Annotated in this window: 19 protein-coding genes; 7 read left to right on the top strand and 12 right to left on the bottom strand. The window is 73.6% G+C overall.

The window, feature by feature from the left end; genetic code table 11:
• Positions 1-91: 91 nt before the first annotated feature.
• The 6 genes from AB0B83_RS15965 to AB0B83_RS15940 all read right to left on the bottom strand — a co-directional run bounded on the left by AB0B83_RS15965 (position 92) and on the right by AB0B83_RS15940 (position 5,872).
• Positions 92-787 carry a hypothetical protein gene (locus AB0B83_RS15965; RefSeq protein ID WP_357578826.1) on the bottom strand — a complete coding sequence of 232 codons (696 nt, stop codon included), beginning with the start codon at positions 785-787 and terminating at the stop codon, positions 92-94.
• Between the two features lie 83 nt (positions 788-870).
• Complete coding sequence (locus tag AB0B83_RS15960) at positions 871-1,287, bottom strand: CBS domain-containing protein (protein ID WP_132239381.1); 417 nt, start codon at positions 1,285-1,287, stop codon at positions 871-873.
• A 76-nt stretch (positions 1,288-1,363) separates the two neighbouring features.
• Positions 1,364-1,804 carry a PPOX class F420-dependent oxidoreductase gene (locus AB0B83_RS15955; RefSeq protein ID WP_357578825.1) on the bottom strand — a complete coding sequence of 147 codons (441 nt, stop codon included), beginning with the start codon at positions 1,802-1,804 and terminating at the stop codon, positions 1,364-1,366.
• A 146-nt stretch (positions 1,805-1,950) separates the two neighbouring features.
• Positions 1,951-2,976, bottom strand: coding sequence for an aspartate-semialdehyde dehydrogenase (locus tag AB0B83_RS15950; RefSeq protein ID WP_311411981.1), 1,026 nt, complete (start codon positions 2,974-2,976; stop codon positions 1,951-1,953).
• Positions 2,977-3,233: 257 nt separating this feature from the next.
• Positions 3,234-4,580 (bottom strand): pitrilysin family protein, encoded by a 1,347-nt coding sequence (locus tag AB0B83_RS15945; protein WP_357578824.1) that lies wholly within the window; start codon positions 4,578-4,580, stop codon positions 3,234-3,236.
• Positions 4,580-5,872 (bottom strand): pitrilysin family protein, encoded by a 1,293-nt coding sequence (locus AB0B83_RS15940; RefSeq protein WP_357578823.1) that lies wholly within the window; start codon positions 5,870-5,872, stop codon positions 4,580-4,582. The genes AB0B83_RS15945 and AB0B83_RS15940 overlap by 1 nt, the downstream gene beginning before the upstream one ends.
• 89 nt (positions 5,873-5,961) lie before the next feature.
• Between AB0B83_RS15940 and AB0B83_RS15935 the strand changes: the two genes are divergently transcribed.
• Positions 5,962-6,702, top strand: coding sequence for a phosphodiesterase (locus AB0B83_RS15935; protein ID WP_357578822.1), 741 nt, complete (start codon positions 5,962-5,964; stop codon positions 6,700-6,702).
• On the opposite strand, the gene AB0B83_RS15930 is transcribed toward AB0B83_RS15935, so the two are convergent.
• Complete coding sequence (locus AB0B83_RS15930; protein WP_101415193.1) at positions 6,669-6,884, bottom strand: hypothetical protein; 216 nt, start codon at positions 6,882-6,884, stop codon at positions 6,669-6,671. The genes AB0B83_RS15935 and AB0B83_RS15930 overlap by 34 nt on opposite strands.
• A gap of 449 nt (positions 6,885-7,333) precedes the next feature.
• On the opposite strand from AB0B83_RS15930, the gene AB0B83_RS15925 reads away from it, so the two are divergent.
• The 3 genes from AB0B83_RS15925 (at position 7,334) to AB0B83_RS15915 (ending at position 9,329) form a co-directional block, all read left to right on the top strand.
• Positions 7,334-8,431 (top strand): 3-deoxy-7-phosphoheptulonate synthase, encoded by a 1,098-nt coding sequence (locus AB0B83_RS15925; RefSeq protein ID WP_357578828.1) that lies wholly within the window; start codon positions 7,334-7,336, stop codon positions 8,429-8,431.
• Between the two features lie 315 nt (positions 8,432-8,746).
• Positions 8,747-8,986: a hypothetical protein gene (locus AB0B83_RS15920; RefSeq protein ID WP_132239397.1), complete on the top strand. Its 240-nt coding sequence runs from the start codon at positions 8,747-8,749 to the stop codon at positions 8,984-8,986.
• A gap of 133 nt (positions 8,987-9,119) precedes the next feature.
• The gene (locus tag AB0B83_RS15915; RefSeq protein WP_088998736.1) at positions 9,120-9,329 is read left to right on the top strand and encodes a hypothetical protein; all 210 of its coding nucleotides are present in this window, start codon (positions 9,120-9,122) and stop codon (positions 9,327-9,329) included.
• A 54-nt stretch (positions 9,330-9,383) separates the two neighbouring features.
• Here AB0B83_RS15915 and AB0B83_RS15910 read toward each other — a convergent pair whose 3' ends face one another.
• The 3 genes from AB0B83_RS15910 to AB0B83_RS15900 are packed head-to-tail and all read right to left on the bottom strand — an operon-like array spanning position 9,384 to position 10,601.
• On the bottom strand, positions 9,384-9,920 hold the full coding sequence (locus AB0B83_RS15910; RefSeq protein ID WP_132239401.1) for a DUF1360 domain-containing protein: 537 nt from the start codon (positions 9,918-9,920) through the stop codon (positions 9,384-9,386).
• A 34-nt stretch (positions 9,921-9,954) separates the two neighbouring features.
• Positions 9,955-10,275 carry a hypothetical protein gene (locus AB0B83_RS15905; RefSeq protein ID WP_132239403.1) on the bottom strand — a complete coding sequence of 107 codons (321 nt, stop codon included), beginning with the start codon at positions 10,273-10,275 and terminating at the stop codon, positions 9,955-9,957.
• Positions 10,275-10,601: a DUF6158 family protein gene (locus AB0B83_RS15900; protein ID WP_132239489.1), complete on the bottom strand. Its 327-nt coding sequence runs from the start codon at positions 10,599-10,601 to the stop codon at positions 10,275-10,277. The genes AB0B83_RS15905 and AB0B83_RS15900 overlap by 1 nt, the downstream gene beginning before the upstream one ends.
• A gap of 122 nt (positions 10,602-10,723) precedes the next feature.
• On the opposite strand from AB0B83_RS15900, the gene AB0B83_RS15895 reads away from it, so the two are divergent.
• Both AB0B83_RS15895 and AB0B83_RS15890 read left to right on the top strand, forming a co-directional pair.
• Positions 10,724-11,161 carry a hypothetical protein gene (locus AB0B83_RS15895; RefSeq protein ID WP_357578821.1) on the top strand — a complete coding sequence of 146 codons (438 nt, stop codon included), beginning with the start codon at positions 10,724-10,726 and terminating at the stop codon, positions 11,159-11,161.
• A gap of 26 nt (positions 11,162-11,187) precedes the next feature.
• On the top strand, positions 11,188-11,517 hold the full coding sequence (locus AB0B83_RS15890) for a DUF3817 domain-containing protein (RefSeq protein ID WP_311411988.1): 330 nt from the start codon (positions 11,188-11,190) through the stop codon (positions 11,515-11,517).
• A gap of 6 nt (positions 11,518-11,523) precedes the next feature.
• Here AB0B83_RS15890 and AB0B83_RS15885 read toward each other — a convergent pair whose 3' ends face one another.
• Positions 11,524-12,048, bottom strand: a complete 525-nt coding sequence (locus AB0B83_RS15885) for a DUF6232 family protein (protein WP_357578820.1) — start codon at positions 12,046-12,048, stop codon at positions 11,524-11,526.
• A 496-nt stretch (positions 12,049-12,544) separates the two neighbouring features.
• Here AB0B83_RS15885 and AB0B83_RS15880 point away from each other — a divergent pair, with 496 nt between their 5' ends.
• Positions 12,545-13,519 (top strand): NlpC/P60 family protein, encoded by a 975-nt coding sequence (locus AB0B83_RS15880; protein WP_357578819.1) that lies wholly within the window; start codon positions 12,545-12,547, stop codon positions 13,517-13,519.
• Positions 13,520-13,588: 69 nt separating this feature from the next.
• On the opposite strand, the gene AB0B83_RS15875 is transcribed toward AB0B83_RS15880, so the two are convergent.
• On the bottom strand, positions 13,589-14,578 hold the full coding sequence (locus tag AB0B83_RS15875; protein WP_207914530.1) for a sigma-70 family RNA polymerase sigma factor: 990 nt from the start codon (positions 14,576-14,578) through the stop codon (positions 13,589-13,591).
• Positions 14,579-14,987 lie beyond the last annotated feature (409 nt).

Below are 14,987 nucleotides of genomic sequence, written 5' to 3'. Positions count from 1 at the left end.
CGGATACAACACCGGTATCCGGACGAAACCGCGCCTTGCCGGATCGCCGCCCGGACTCCGCCTCGGCTCGACCGCCCTTATGAAACAGGCCCTAGATCAGGAGGGTGTCGTGGCGGTCGTGCCGGCGGCGGACGTGGCCGCGCCACCCGGCGAGCAGCGCGATGAAGGTCCAGCCGGCACCGCCGAAGAGCAGCGCCCCGACCATGCCGCCGGAGTCGACCCGGTCGGCGGCCTCGAGTTCGACCACCCCGTCGGGATCGGTGAGCACGGCAAGCCGGTCGCCGACCCGGTAGCCGGGGTTGCTGCCCTGGTGGACCAGCGGCTCGTCGAGGCGCCCGTCGGCGCCCTCAAGCGTGAAGGCGTGTCGCTTGCCGACGACCGACACGTCGACGATCGTCACCTCCTGGCGGACGCCGCGCGCCTCCAGCACCGCCTCGGGGGCGAGCTGCACCGAGCCCACGAGGACGAACAGGGCCGGCCCCATGGCGAGGAACGCCAGCCACGCGGCCCGGTGCAGCAGACGCACGGCGAGCACGAACACCAGGCAGAGGAGCAGCCCGGTGACGATCGGGACGACAGTCGCGCCGACCGCCACGTACGCGATCGCGGTGTTCACCCCGACCACGGCCAGGCCGAACAGGACCAACAGCACCGTCATCGCCGTCGACCTGCCGGCCGACCACGCTCCCGCCACCGGCACGGGCCCGGTCGGCGGCAGGGTGGGTCGGACGTCGGGGCGCCAGCCGGTCGGCGCGATCCGGCCTGGCGCGGGGGGCTCTGCGGGCACGCCGGGATCATAGTTCCGGCGGTCCAGCCGAGGGCCAGCGCGCCGGCTCCCACCTCGGGGAGCCGGCGCGCCGACGCGTACGGTCAGTTGTTCGGTTCGTCGGCGCTGATGTCGGCGAGCACCGACTGCGGTTCCCGCTCCACGGCGAGGTCACCCATCGAGACCAGGCCGACCAGCCGCCCGTCGTCGATGACCGGCAACCGGCGTACGGCGTAGGTCCGCATCAGGTCGGCGGCGGCGACCGCGTCGTCGTACTGGCTGACCGTGATCACGTCCTTGCTGGTGATCCGGTTGAGCGGGGTCGAGTTCGGGTCCATGTTCTCGGCCACGCCCCGGACCGTGATGTCCCGGTCCGTCACGATGCCGATGACGTCGTCGCCGTCGGTCACCACCACGTCGCCGATGGCGCTGTCGCGCATCTCCTGCGCCGCGGCGATCAGCGTGTCGTTGCCGTCCATCGTCACCAACCGGGTCGTCATGAACTCTCCGACCGTTGTCATGGTGCTCCCCTCTCGGTGTCGGCACCGCCGTCTACCCGCCGACCGGACGGGGTAACGCGTGCGCGCCCGGCCCGGGTCAGGCGCGCGGCGGGAGGCCGTAGAGGCGCTCGACGTGCAGCCGGAGCACGAGGCGCCCCTCGGCGACCATCGCCCGCCGGTAGTCGGCCCAGTCCGGATGTTCCCCCTGGATCGCCCGGTAGAGGTCGACCAGCTCCGTCACGGTCGCGTCCTGCGGGTCGGCGGCCACCGGCGTCAGCTCGGCGCGCCCCTCCACGACCGCGTACGCCCAGCCGTCGTCGCTGGCGACGTGGAACGAGGCGCGCGGGTCCCGGCGCAGGTTGGCGGTCTTGGCCCGGCCGTCGGTCACCGAGACGCGGATCAGGGCCGAGCCGCTGTCGAAGGCGTAGATCACGGTGGAGAGCTGCGGGCGACCGTCCCGCTTGAGCGTGGCCAGCACCCCCAGCCGGTGACCGGCGATCAGCTCCGTCAACGCCCGCTGGGTCTCGTCGTCCGCCACGGCAACCTCCGCTCGACCGGTCACGGCGTTCCCATCGAACCACGGCGGACGCCCCGCGTGACTGCCGTACGCCGACGCGGCGGGCCGCACCGGGGGACGCGACGGGCCCCCGCCACAGCCGGCGGGGGCCCGGGAAGGCGCGTCGGTCAGCGGCGCTCGGCGGCGACCAGCTCGGCGAGCTGCACCGCGTTGAGCGCGGCGCCCTTGCGCAGGTTGTCGTTGGAGCAGAACAGGGCGAGGCCGTGCTCGACGGTCTCGTCGGCGCGGATCCGACCGACGAAGGTGGGGTCCTGGCCGGCCGCCTGCAACGGGGTCGGCACGTCCGCGAGCGCCACGCCGGGGGCGCCGTCGAGCAGCTCGCGGGCCCGCTGCGGGCTGATCGGGCGGGCGAACCGGGCGTTGATCTGGAGCGAGTGGCCGGTGAACACGGGCACCCGCACGCAGGTGCCGGAGACGCGCAGCCCGGGGATCTCCAGGATGCGGCGGCTCTCGTTGCGCAGCTTCTGCTCCTCGTCGGTCTCGAAGCTGCCGTCGTCGACGATCGAGCCGGCGAGCGGGAGCACGTTGAACGCGATCGGCCGGGCGAACGAGCGGGGGGCCGGGAACTCCACGGCCGCGCCGTCGAAGGCGAGGCCGGTGGCGTGCTCGGCGACCTTGCGGACCTGCTCGTCAAGCTCGGCGACGCCGGCCAGGCCGGCGCCGGAGACCGCCTGGTACGTCGAGACGACCAGGCTGACCAGCTCCGCCTCGGCGTGCAGCGGGCGCAGCACGGGCATCGCGGCCATCGTCGTGCAGTTCGGGTTGGCGATGATCCCCTTGGGGCGTACGGCGGCGGCGTGCGGGTTGACCTCGGCGACGACCAGCGGCACCTCCGGGTCCATGCGGAACGCCGAGGAGTTGTCGATGACGACGGCGCCGGCGGCGGCGACCCGGGGCGCGAGTTCCTTCGCGCTGCCCTTGCCGGCGGAGAAGAGCACGATGTCGAGCCCGGAGTAGTCGGCGGTGGCCGCGTCCTCCACGGTCACCTCGCCGTCCCGCCAGGGCAGGGTGCGCCCGGCCGACCGCGCCGAGGCGAACAACCGCACCTGCTCCGCCGGGAACTCCCGCTCCGCCAGCACCTGCCGCATCACGCCACCGACCTGGCCGGTGGCCCCCACAATGCCGATCCTCATGCCCGCGAGGCTACCCAGCCCGGCGACCCGACCGGGAACGCTTTCCCACCCACCGGGGCCGGCGGCGCTCCCGCCCGGCGGTGGCCGTGGTCACCCCGGGCCGCGCCGGGACGCAACGACATCGCCGGAGGGGCCGGTGGGACGGGAGGATCGTCAGCCGGCGGGGCGGCCCGCCGGAGCATCCACGCCGGCCGCCCCGGACGGGCCACCCGCGCCGACCGGGGGCGGCGCGATCCATGTCACACCCCCCGCGCCGGTCAGGAGGCGTGCTCGACCAGCTCGCCCAGGCCGGCGGCGACGAGTTCGTCGCGGATCACCGCAGCGTCGCCCTCCACCACGATGGTGAGATCCTCCGGACGCAGGTGCGTGGCCGCCGCCGCGGAGACCTCCGCCAGGTCGGCGGAGAGCAGCGACTCGCGCAACCGGGCGTGGTAGTCGTCGGGCAGGTCGTGCACGACCAGGGTGGTCAGCGCGGAGGCGATCGACCGGGGGCTCTGCAACTCGACCGAGAGCTGCCCGGCCCGCCAGGAGCGCGCGACCGCCAGCTCCTCCTCGGTCACCCCGGTCTCCCGGGTACGGGTGATCTCGCCGACCGCCTCGACGACGGCCGGCGCGGTGACCGCCGTCTGCACGCTGGAGCTGACCCCGAACCGGCCGAACCGGCGGGACGAGGCGAAGTCGCCCCGGATGCCGTACGTGTAGCCGCGTACCTCGCGGATCAGGTGGTTGAGCCGGGAGGTGAACGCCCCGCCGAGCACCGTGCCGGCGAGCGTCATCGGCACGTGGTCGGGGTGGGAGCGGTGCGGCGACGGGTGGCCCAGTCGCAGCGTGGACTGCACCGAGCCGGGCCGGTCCACCAGGATGATCCGCCGGCCGGGGCGGGTCGGCACCTCGATCGGGCCGCCCCGGTCGACCGGCCCGCCACCGGTGCCCGCGAACGCCGCCGCGCCGAGCGCGTCCAGGTCCAGCCGGTCCAGGTCCCCGGCGACGACCAGCGTGCCGGGACGGATGAACCACTCGGAGTGGAAGACCGTGACGTCCTCGACGTCCAGCGCCGCCACCGACTCCGGGTCGCCGTAGAGGGGACGGCCCCAGCGGTTGCCGGCGCCGAACAGGTCCGCGCGCAGCGCCGCGTCGGCCCGCGGGCCGGGGTTGGCCCAGTCCATCCGCAGCGCGGTCGCCTCGTCGTCGCGGACCCGCCGGACGTCGTCCGGGTCCAGCTTCGGGGTGCGCACCGCCTCGGCGAGCAGCTCCACGGCGGCGTTCAGGCGCTCCACCGGCACCTGCACGCTGACCTGGAAGGAGTCCCAGTCCAGCCCGATCACCAGCTCGGTGCCGAGCCCTTCGATCGCCAGCGCGTACGCCGTCGCGTCGCGCTGCGCGGTCCCCTCCTCCAGGGCCTTGGCGAGCACCGCGCCGAGCCCTTCCTTGCCGGTGGGCTCGCGGACGGCGCCCGCGTCGAGCAGCAGCAGCGCCACGGCCAGGTTCTGCCCGGGCAGGTGCGCGGCGACCACCTGACCACCCGCCACCGTGCGGCGGACCACCTGCGGGAACCGGTACGGGCGGGCGGCGCCGGGCCCGGGACGGTCGGCGATCAGCGTCATCAGGGCTTCTCCTCGGGCAGGTAGGTCAGGGTGACCCGGTCGTCGGAAGCGAGCACCTCGGCGGCGGCCTCGGCGATCTGCTCGGCGGTCACCGCGAGCCAGGCCGGCAGCCGCTCCGCGGCCTTCGCCGGGTCGCCGAACTGGGTGGCGTAGCGCCCGAGCGTGTCCGCCCGGCCGTCCACCGTGGACATCTGCCGCCACCACGAGGTGCTCAGCAGGGACTTGGCCCGGTCCAGTTCGGTGGTGGTGACCGGGACGGTGGCCAGTTCGTCGACCACCTCGGCCAGCCCGGCGCCCAGCCGTTCGGCGCTCACCCCGGGGCGGGCCGTGGCGGTGGCGATCAGCGGCGCGGGGGCGTGCGCCAGGTCCACGCCGTACGCCCCGACCATGTCGGGCTGGGCGATCCGCTCGCCGTCGGCGAGGCGCTGGTAGAGGCGGCTGCCCCGGCCGCTGCCCAGCACGGTGGCGAGCACCGTCAGCACGTCGTAGCCGGGGCTGCCGAAGGGGTGGGTGCGGTGCGCGACGTAGACGCGCGGCGCCGGCACCTCGGCGGTGACCGTCTCCACGGCGGGTCGGCCGGTGGCCGGGACGGTCCGGCCGTCCGGGGCGGACGGGATCTCCGCGCGCGGCGGGATGGCGCCGAAGTACTTGTCGGCCAGCGCGAACACCTCGGCGGCCGAGGCGTCGCCCACGACGGTGAGCACGGCGTTGTTCGGCGCGTAGTACGTCCGGTGGAACGCCTGGAAGGTGGCCAGGTCGGCGGCGTTCAGGTCGGCCATCGACCCGATCGTGGCGTGGTGGTAGGGGTGCCCGGGCGGGTAGAGCAGCGGCAGCAGGCGCAGCCAGGCGTCGCCGTAGGGCACGTTGTCGTAGCGCTGGCGCCGCTCGTTCTTGACCACGTCCCGCTGGTTGTCCAGCGTCTCCTGGGTCAGCGCGGGGACCAGGCCGCCCATCCGGTCCGCCTCGAGCCACAGCGCCAGTTCCAGGTGCTCGGCGGGGACGGTCTCGAAGTAGTTGGTGCGGTCCGGGTTGGTGGTGGCGTTGAGCGAGCCGCCCGCGCCCTGCACCAGCTTCATGTGCTCGGTCTTCGCCACGTTGACCGAGCCCTCGAACATCAGGTGCTCGAAGAGGTGCGCGAAGCCGGTCTGGCCCTCGGGCTCGTGGCGGGAACCGACGTCGTACCAGAGGTTCACCGCGACCGCCGGGGCGGTGCGGTCCTCACTCACCACCACGCGCAGGCCGTTGTCCAGGCGGGTGGTCTCGATGGGCCAGGGGTAACCGCTGTCGGGCATGGCACGACGCTATCCGATCAGGTGGGCGGGAAGGGGACGCGCCGCACGCGGCGAGGCATCGACCGGCGGCCGCCGGGTACCGGGGAGGCATGCCGCCTGCCGCCACCGTGACCGACCGGGCCGCCGTCGCGGTCGACCGCGCGACCGCCGCCCTGACCCGGCTGCGCCGGGCCCGCCTGCTGCATCCCGCGGGCCGCTCGTTCGCGGGCGAGGTCGTCGTCTGGGGTACGCCGGGACCGCCGACCGGGGTGCCGCTGCTGGACGGCCCAGGCCGCTTCCGGGCGACCGTCCGGCTCTCCAAGGGCGTGCCCACGCCGGGCTCCTGGCCGGACGTGCTGGGGCTGGCCGTGCGGCTGCACCGCGACGGTGGCCGGCCGTTCGACCTGCTGGTCAGCTCCAGCGGGGCCGCGCCGCTGCTGCGGAACCTGCCGCTGCCCCGGCGGCGCTTCGCGGGGACGTACAGCACGATCATGCCGTTTCGCGCGGGTCGGCGGCGGCTCTTCCTGGCCGCGCTGGCCGACCCGGAGTCGCCCGACCTGGGCCGCAGCCTGGCCGAGGTGGCCGCCGCGGCCCGGGCGGACGCGCCGCGCCTGGTGCTCGCGGTCGCGTCCGCCGTCGGACCGTGGCGTCCGTTCGGGCAGGTCAGCCTCGGTGCCCAGCTCAGCGCCCGGGAGGACGCGGCGCTGGCCTTCGACCCGATCGGCAACCTGCCGCCGGGGCTGCGGGCGGTCGGCCCGATCGCCTGGCTGCGGGAGCACAGCTACCGGGGCTCGCGACGGACCCGGGGGGCCGTGGCTCAGTCGGGGGGCTCGATGGGGGTCACCGTCTGATCGGAGGTACGCCGCTCCAGCACGGTGTCGGGGGCGGCGTTGCGGTCCTCCTCCCGGAGGTCGGACTCGGCGAGGATGGCCTCCGCCTGCGCGTGGGGGTCGTCGCTGCCGGCCGCCGCCTCCTCCGGCAGCAGGTGTGCGCGGGACTCCACTCGTTCCTGGTCGCTCTGCTCGTGACTCATGACCGCCCACATACCCCGCCGCCGCCTCCGGCACGCCGCATGATCGCGCCCGGCTGATCGCGACCGGCCCCACCGGTGCTCGGGATCTCGGAGTTCGAGACGTGGATCCAGCCGGTGCCGGCGACGGAGCAGGCGCCGCCGTCGGGCGCGTCGTGCCAGGTGTCCGACGACCGGTGTCGTGAAACTACCGCCGCACGCATCGATGAAGGTGAACACGAAGCGAGTCTTTCCCGACGACCGGGTGGACCTTCCCGCGCAAACGGGTACGCTGGGCCGCGTGACGCGTTCGTATCGATGGTTTAGGCAGCCGGCTCGCACGCCGGTGACTTCACCATGATCTGACGTCACCACATTCGAGCCGGCCGGGCAGGAGCTCTCGTTCCTGCCCTTTTGCGTACGAGCAGCCGGCTCGACCTGGGCACCGGCCCCGGGGCACGGTCGGCGGAAGGATTCCCACCGTGACGACCCCGGAGACCGTTCGGGTCAGCGATCAGCGGATCGACCGTGTCGTGCCGCTGACCACCCCGGCCCTGCTGCACCACGACCTGCCCCTCGACGACACGCTCGCCTCGGCCGTGCTGGCCGGGCGACGCGCGGTCGGCCGGGTGCTGGACGGCGCCGACGACCGCCTGCTGGTGGTGGTGGGCCCGTGCTCGGTGCACGATCCGGCCGCCGCCCTGGAGTACGCCCACCTGCTCCGCGACGCCGCCGCCCGGGTGGCCGACGACCTGCTGGTGGTGATGCGGGTCTACTTCGAGAAGCCGCGCTCGACGGTGGGCTGGAAGGGCCTGATCAACGACCCCGGGCTGGACGGTTCCGGCGACGTCAACACCGGCCTGCGTACCGCCCGGGCGCTCCTGCTCGACGTGCTGCGCCTGGGGCTCCCCGTCGGCTGCGAGTTCCTCGACCCGATCACCCCGCAGTACATCGCCGACACGGTGGCGTGGGGCGCGATCGGCGCGCGGACGGTGGAGAGCCAGGTGCACCGGCAGCTCGCCTCCGGCCTGTCGATGCCGATCGGCATGAAGAACCGCCCGGACGGCAGCATCGGCACCGCCGTGGACGCCATCCGCGCCGCCGGCGTACCGCACGTCTTCCCCGGCATCGACGTCTCCGGCACGCCGGCGATCCTGCACACCCGGGGCAACGCGGACGGGCACCTGGTGCTGCGCGGCGGCGGCGGGCGGCCGAACTACGACGCGGAGTCGGTGGCCGGCGCCCTGGAGCTGCTGCGGGCGGCGGGCCTGCCCGAGCGCGTGGTGATCGACGCGAGCCACGCCAACAGCGGCAAGGACCACCGCAACCAGCCGCGGGTGGCGGCCGACGTGGCGGCCCAGCTCGACGCCGGCCAGCGCGGCATCGTCGGGATCATGCTGGAGAGCTTCCTGCTCGCCGGCCGCCAGGACCTCGACCCGACCCGCGAGTTGACGTACGGCCAGTCGGTCACCGACGCCTGCATCGGCTGGGACACCACCGAGGAGGTCCTCAGCCACCTGGCCGCCGCCGTCCGCACCCGCCGTCGCACCCCGGCCGCCACCCCCGCCTGACCTCCACCCCGCCCGCCACGGGGGTGGTGGAGACGGACAGTGCCGCCCCCGGGCCCGGGAGGGCTCGGGGGCGGCACCGGTGTCGGTGTGCAGGTCGCCTCTCGGCGAGTGGCACGACGCGGCTCCAGCCGGACGGAATTCCGCGAAGGCAATTTGGGTGAGGCCCGGGGACACTGGACACACCGACACCTGACTCAACCGGGGGCCCGCCGCCGGTGTTCCGGCCCTCGCCATAACCGCCGTCACAGCCCCGGCGACCACTCCGCGCACGGCCCGGCGACGTTTCACCGGTCCCGGCGCGGGTAGCTGACCGTCGTGACCGACGACGCACCCGTGACGGACGCGCCCGTGATCGAGGAGCCGGACATCCGGCGCCTCGACGACCTCCTCGAGGATCTCTACCACGGCCAGGAGCGGATCAGTCAGGCGGACATCTACCGCCGGGCCGTCGCCGCCGAGCTTCCCGCGCAGCTCCTCACCCGCATGGCCGCCCTGCCCGAGGGCGAGTACGCCGTGGACGAGGTGGCCGACCTGCTCGGCGGCTCGGTCACCTGACGCCGGGCGGCCGGGACCGGCACGGCCCCGGCGGGCCGTGACGCCCCGTCGTGGGGCGAGACCGCCGCCCACCCGTCCCCCGGGGGCGGACGGCCTTCCGCACCGGAGGCCGACGAGCAGTGAGGAGAGCGAGATGTCCCACCACGAGGAAGAGCACGAGAAGCTGCCGGCGCTCGGTCAGCCCCCCGGGGGCCGGGACACCCTGCCGGAGCCCGACTTCGCCAACGAGCACGACCGCACCGCGGTCGACCGGGACATCATTACCGGTGCGGACGCCGACGAGCGCGAGCCGGAGACGTCCCGCGGCTGGGCCGGCGAGGACCACGGCACGACCCCGACCTGAGGACAGCCACGACGAAGGGGCCGGCTCAAGCGCCGGCCCCTTCGTCGTACGTCGTCAGTCCTCGTCGTGGTCGCCGCCCTCGGCGGCCTGCTGGGCCACCGCGTACGCCATCTGGAGGAAGTCCGAGGCGGCCACGGCGGTCAGCGCGGTCGCCACCAGGCGGGTGAGCCTGGGGGCGAGCACCAGGCCGCCGGTGAACCCGGTGGCGACCCAGACGGCGAGGCAGAACGGGCAGCTCAGCAGCTCCCCGATCGCGTGCCGGGTGGAGCTGCCCTGGTCGCGGACCTGCTCCATCACCTCGCCGCTGCCGATCGGCTTGTCGTACCGGGTGAACGGCGCCCGCAGGGGGCTCGTCACCGCGTCCTTCGTCAGCAGCCGGCTCAGCTTGTGGGTGGCGATGCTCAGCAGCACCACGTCGGCCGGGGCGGGACGCTCGGGCACCGGTCGGCCGGTCGCCCTGACCAGACCGGCGATGCCGGCGGTCACCCCGGCGTAGGTTCCCATCGCCGCCAGGTACCCGCCCAGCGGCCGGTGTTCGTGCGGCGCGTACGCCTGGCGCAGCCGCGCCACCTTCTCCTTCAGGGCGGTCACCCGGTCTCCTCGATCCTCTCGGGGGCGGTCCGGCTCAGCCGGCCTGCAGGTTGTCGGCCACCTCGCGGGCGAGACTGTCCAGCGCCTCGTCGGCCAGCCGCTCGGCGTCCGGCCCGCCGGTGAGGTCGAGCCGCATCCGGGCGCCACCGGCCTGGGCGGGCTCCACCAGGATCTCCGCCGACCAGTCCTCGGCGGCGCTCCAGCGGGCCCGCAGCTCCTCGGCGCTGACCTCGTCCGCCGGGCTGCCGTCGGCCCGCAGCGGCTCGGGCAGCCACGCCGACGCCCGGGCGGGGTCGGTGGCGGTGTTGAACACGACCTCCGGCGGCGCGGACATCCCGCGCTCGGCGGATGCCATCAGGCGTCCCGCAGCCGGCTCGGGTCGACCTCGCGGCCGGGGTGCCGGGCGAGGTACTCGGTCTCCAGCTCTGCGGTGCGCCGCAGGTGGTTGGCGAGCGCGGAGTCCGCCGCGTGGCGCAGGGTGTCCAGGCGGGTCCGATGCAGGCTGTGCATCTCCCGGATCAGGTCCTCGTCGGCCAGCTCGGCGGGGTCGACGCCGAGCAGCTCGCCGTCGGGCGGATCGGCCTCGCCGGAGGCCCTGTCGTGGACATGGTCGCCGTCCCACTCGGGCATCCGCTGCTCCGGGCTGCCGAAGTCGTCCTGCCGTACCGATCCCGTCATGATCGACCCCCTGCTCTGGTTTGGGCTCGCGTCTAGACGGATGCCCACACCGGCAGGCACCAAACCATCCCCGCACCTACGACGCCGCGTCGGAGACCCCGGCGGCCCCCGGTACTCTCGATGCCATGAAACGGCTCTGGACCCCGGCGTGGATCGCGCGCCACGTGGCCATGGTCGTGCTCGTCTCGGGTTTCCTGGCGCTGGGCTGGTGGCAGGTCAGCCGGGCCGCCGCCGGCAACGCGATCAGCTGGGGCTACGCGGTCGAGTGGCCGATCTTCGCGGGCTTCGTGGTCTTCGTCTGGTGGCGTGAGGTCCGGCACGCCCTGCGCGGGCCGGCGGCGCCGGCCGACGCGCAGGGGGAAGCGTCGACCGCCGCCGGGACGCGACAGGCCGACGCCCCGCAGGCCGCCGCGACGCGCCCGGTCGTACGCCGACCCGTGCGGGTCGCCCGCGTGCCCGCGGCTGCCGGCGGCGGCGAGGACGGCGACCTCGTCGCCTACAACCACTACCTGCAATGGCTGAACGACAACCCGGGTGCCAAGCCCGGTGACTACCCCGGCTGAGGCCGGGCGCGAAAGGACGGACGACGGTGGGCGCAGCCCTGACCCGGTACCGAGTCATCGCCTGGATCGTCGGCGTGGCGCTGATCCTGCTGGTCGTGATCGGCATGCCGATGAAGTACGGCTTCGACGACCCGATCCTGGTGGAGACCGTGGGCCAGGCGCACGGCTTCCTCTACATGCTCTACCTGGTGGCCGCCTTCGACCTGTCCCGCCGGGCCGGCTGGCCGCTGAAGCGGATGGTCCTGGTGATGTTGGCCGGCACGGTGCCGTTCGTCTCCTTCTACGCGGAGCGCCGGGTCAGCAACTGGGTGACGGCGGAGCAGTCCGAGCGCACCCCGGAGCCGGTCGCCGGCTGATCCCGGTCACCGGGTGGGCCGCCACGGGTCGGCCGAGGCGAGCGGGTCCTCCCAGCCGCCGTACCGGTTCATCTCCCGGGCCCGGCGCAGGGCCCGGGTGACCTGGCCGAACTGCCGCTCGTCGTCACTGCTGAACAGCAGCACCCGGTCGCCCCGGCGTCGGCCCCACAGCTCGTACGCGGGCGGCCGCCACCGGTCCCCCACCAGCGCGACCAGCACCGGTAGCAGGAACACCAGGCCCAGAACGAGGTACGCCCCCGCGGTGAGCCGTTGCAGCCCGCCGGTGAAGCCGAGCAGCAGGCCGACGCCGCCGACCATGGCGCCGGTGACCAGGACGGCCCGTACCGCGACGCGGTCGTGCGGGCCGCGGCCGGTCTGCAGGTGGGTCAGCTCGGTGACCTGCCAGCTGTTGCGGCCGACGGTGAAGCGGTCGACCGTCACGATGATCCCGGGTCGGGCGTAGAGGAGGGTGCTCTTCTGCGCGGTCGTCCGCGATGACCGCGTCTGTCGGGTGGCGCCTTGAGGGTTCACGGTTCTACCTCCCGCGGCTGGGTGCCGGGTCGGCTCCCGTCGACGGTCTCGCATCGCCGGTCGACGGGATTCCCGGCTGCGCGCTTCATTGTGTGGCGCACGTGCCAGCCCGGACGGCGATTTCGGCTCGCGTCCGGGGGCCGCGGTCGCGTGGCCCGCCGGTTCCGGCCGCCATGTCGGTCTTGTCGGTCATAACGGCTCACGGTCCGCCGGCATACGCCGACAACGACGAACGGCACGGATCGCCCGATCGCCGACAATAGCCGCCGCCCGCAGCGGCTAGCCGGAGGAGTCGATCACGCGCCGCACCCGTCGTGATCCGCAATTTCCGTCACTCGGCCAACATTCGACCCTGCTTCAACTGCGCATCACTCCTGCCCCGGGATAGGTTGTCCCGGTCGGCCCGGTCGATCGCCGTCCACCCGGACGGCACCGGCCCGGTGCCGCCGGGGCGTCAGCAGCCCACGGCGGCCGATGGGAGAGGAGCCTTCCGCTCTTGTCGTCCCTCAGGAACACGCTGCGCGCCCTGGCGGTCGCCGTGGTGTCGGCCACGCTGCTCGCCCCGGCGATACCCGCCCGGGCCGAACCGTCCCCCGCCGAGCTGACCCGGCGGATCGAGAATTCCTCCTCCCAGCTGGAGCACGTCGTCGAGGCGTACAACAAGCTCCGGGAGGAGATCAAGACCAACCAGGCCGCCGTGGCGCGGGTGCAGAGCCGCATCGGTCCGCTGGAGCAGGAGACCGAACGGAGCCGGGCGGACGTCGGCGAGATGGCGGTGACCGCGTACAAGACCGGCAACAACCTGAGCACCGCGGAGGCGCTGCTGCGTCCCGGCGGTGCCGACACCCTGCTCGACCGGCTGAGCATGCTCGACCAGCTCACGCGGCAGCGGCAGGCGAAGATCTCGAACTTCACCGGCAACCAGCGCCGGCTGCTCGACGAGAAGACCCGGCTGGAGGTCACGCTGGGCCGGCAGGCGGTGCAGGCCCGAGAGATGACCGCCACGAAGAAGCGGATCGAGCGCGACCTGGCCGAGCTCTACGAGCTGCGCCGACAGGCGTACGGCCGGGCCACCGAGAAGCCGGCCGCCCGGTCCGACAGCGCGAAGGAGGCGCCCACGGTCTCGGGCAAGGCCGGCGTCGCGGTGCGGTACGCGTACGGCGCGCTCGGCAAGCCGTACGTCTGGGGCGCCGACGGACCGAACGGCTACGACTGCTCGGGCCTGACCTCGGCGGCCTGGCGGGCGGCCGGCAAGTCACTGCCGCACAACACCCGGATGCAGTGGGGCGCGGTGGCCCACATCAGCCGCAGCGAGCTGCGTCCCGGCGACCTCGTCTTCTACAGCGGGCTCGGGCACGTGGGCCTCTACGTCGGCGGCGGTCAGGTGATCGACGCGCCGAGCGCCGGGCGCAACGTGCTCAAACGGGGCATGAACCTGATGCCCATCCAGGGCTACGGTCGGGTCCGCTGACCCACCGGCAACGCGAACGGCCGGCGTCCCCCTATCGGACGCCGGCCGTTCGCGTTGTTCCTACCCTGCTCAGGCCGCCTGCAGGCCCTCGGCCCGGGCCAGCTCGCGGAGCCGACCGAGCGCCTGGATCTCCAGCTGCCGGATCCGCTCCCGGGAGAGCGAGAACCGCGAGGCCACCTCGGTGAGGGAGTGCTCCCGGCCGTCCTCGAGCCCGTAGCGGGCCCGCATGATGCCGGCCGAACGGTCGTCGAGGTGGTTGAGCAGACCCTCGATCCGCTGCCGCTCCAGCCCCGTCAGGACGATCTCCTCCGGCGACGGCGCGTCGCTGTCGGCGACCAGGTCACCGAGGTTGGTGTCGCCGTCGTCGCCCACCGGGGTGTCCAGCGAGACGGTGTCCTGCGACCAGCGGACCAGCTCGTTGACCCGCTCGACGGTGACCCCGAGGGCCGCCGCGATCTGCTCCGGCTCCGGGTCGCTGCCCAGCTCACGGGTGAGCTGCCGGGCCACGTTGCGCATCCGGTTGACGTCCTCGACCAGGTGCACCGGCAGTCGCACGGTGCGCTCCTGCTGGGCGATCGCCCGGCTGATCGCCTGGCGGATCCACCAGGTCGCGTAGGTGGAGAACTTGTAGCCGCGCACGTAGTCGAACTTCTCGACCGCCCGCACCAGGCCGGTGTTGCCCTCCTGGATCAGATCCAGCATGGGCATGCCCGAACGCACGTAGCGGCGGGCGATCGACACGACCAGTCGCAGGTTGGCCCGGATGAACAGATCCTTGGCCCGCTCGCCCTCGGCGACCAGCCGCTCCAGGTCGTCCCGGTCGGCACCGGCGGGGACGCGGTCCTCGCCGAGCAGGTGCTCGGCGTAGAGGCCGGCCTCGATGGCCTTGGAGAGGTCGACCTCCTTGGCGGCGTCCAGCAGTGGCGTCCGGGAGATCTCGTGAAGGTAGACGCCGACCAGGTCGCGCTCCTCGGCAACCTCGTCGGTTCGCATGCCGATGTTCTTGTCCACGTTGCCCACGGTCCCCTCGCTCGCGCCGGTTGCCCGGTTCCTTGCCATCCCCACGTCCATCAGCCCTCCCCCGTAACTTCCGCTGTGCCCACCGGTGCTGACACCTACACAACAGTTGAGACGCGTCGGGGATTCCATGTCGTGAGTCGAAAGTGTCACGAATGCCTGATAATCCGCTGAGAGCGCGGTCCATGTTTGCTGTCAGCACCCCGGGTGGCGGCTCTCCGATGGGCACCACGCCAGGGGCGGCGGATCGACGTGTCGCCGTGTCCCGGTCCATGGCAGCATTGCCCCGCCCGCACACGCAGCGACCCGGGTCACCGTCGGGCTGCGATCCTGGTCACTGCGGAGTCACGCACGGGTGGACCGGTCGGTTCATCCACGCCCGTGGTAATACCCCACCCCCCGGTGAACAATCCGCACCGCGGAACCGTGCCCGTACGTGACGGGGATCGCA

Source organism: Micromonospora sp. NPDC049060 (assembly GCF_040649055.1).
GTDB classification, from domain to species: domain Bacteria; phylum Actinomycetota; class Actinomycetes; order Mycobacteriales; family Micromonosporaceae; genus Micromonospora; species Micromonospora reichwaldensis.
This window is presented reverse-complemented; position numbering and strand designations above follow the sequence as displayed.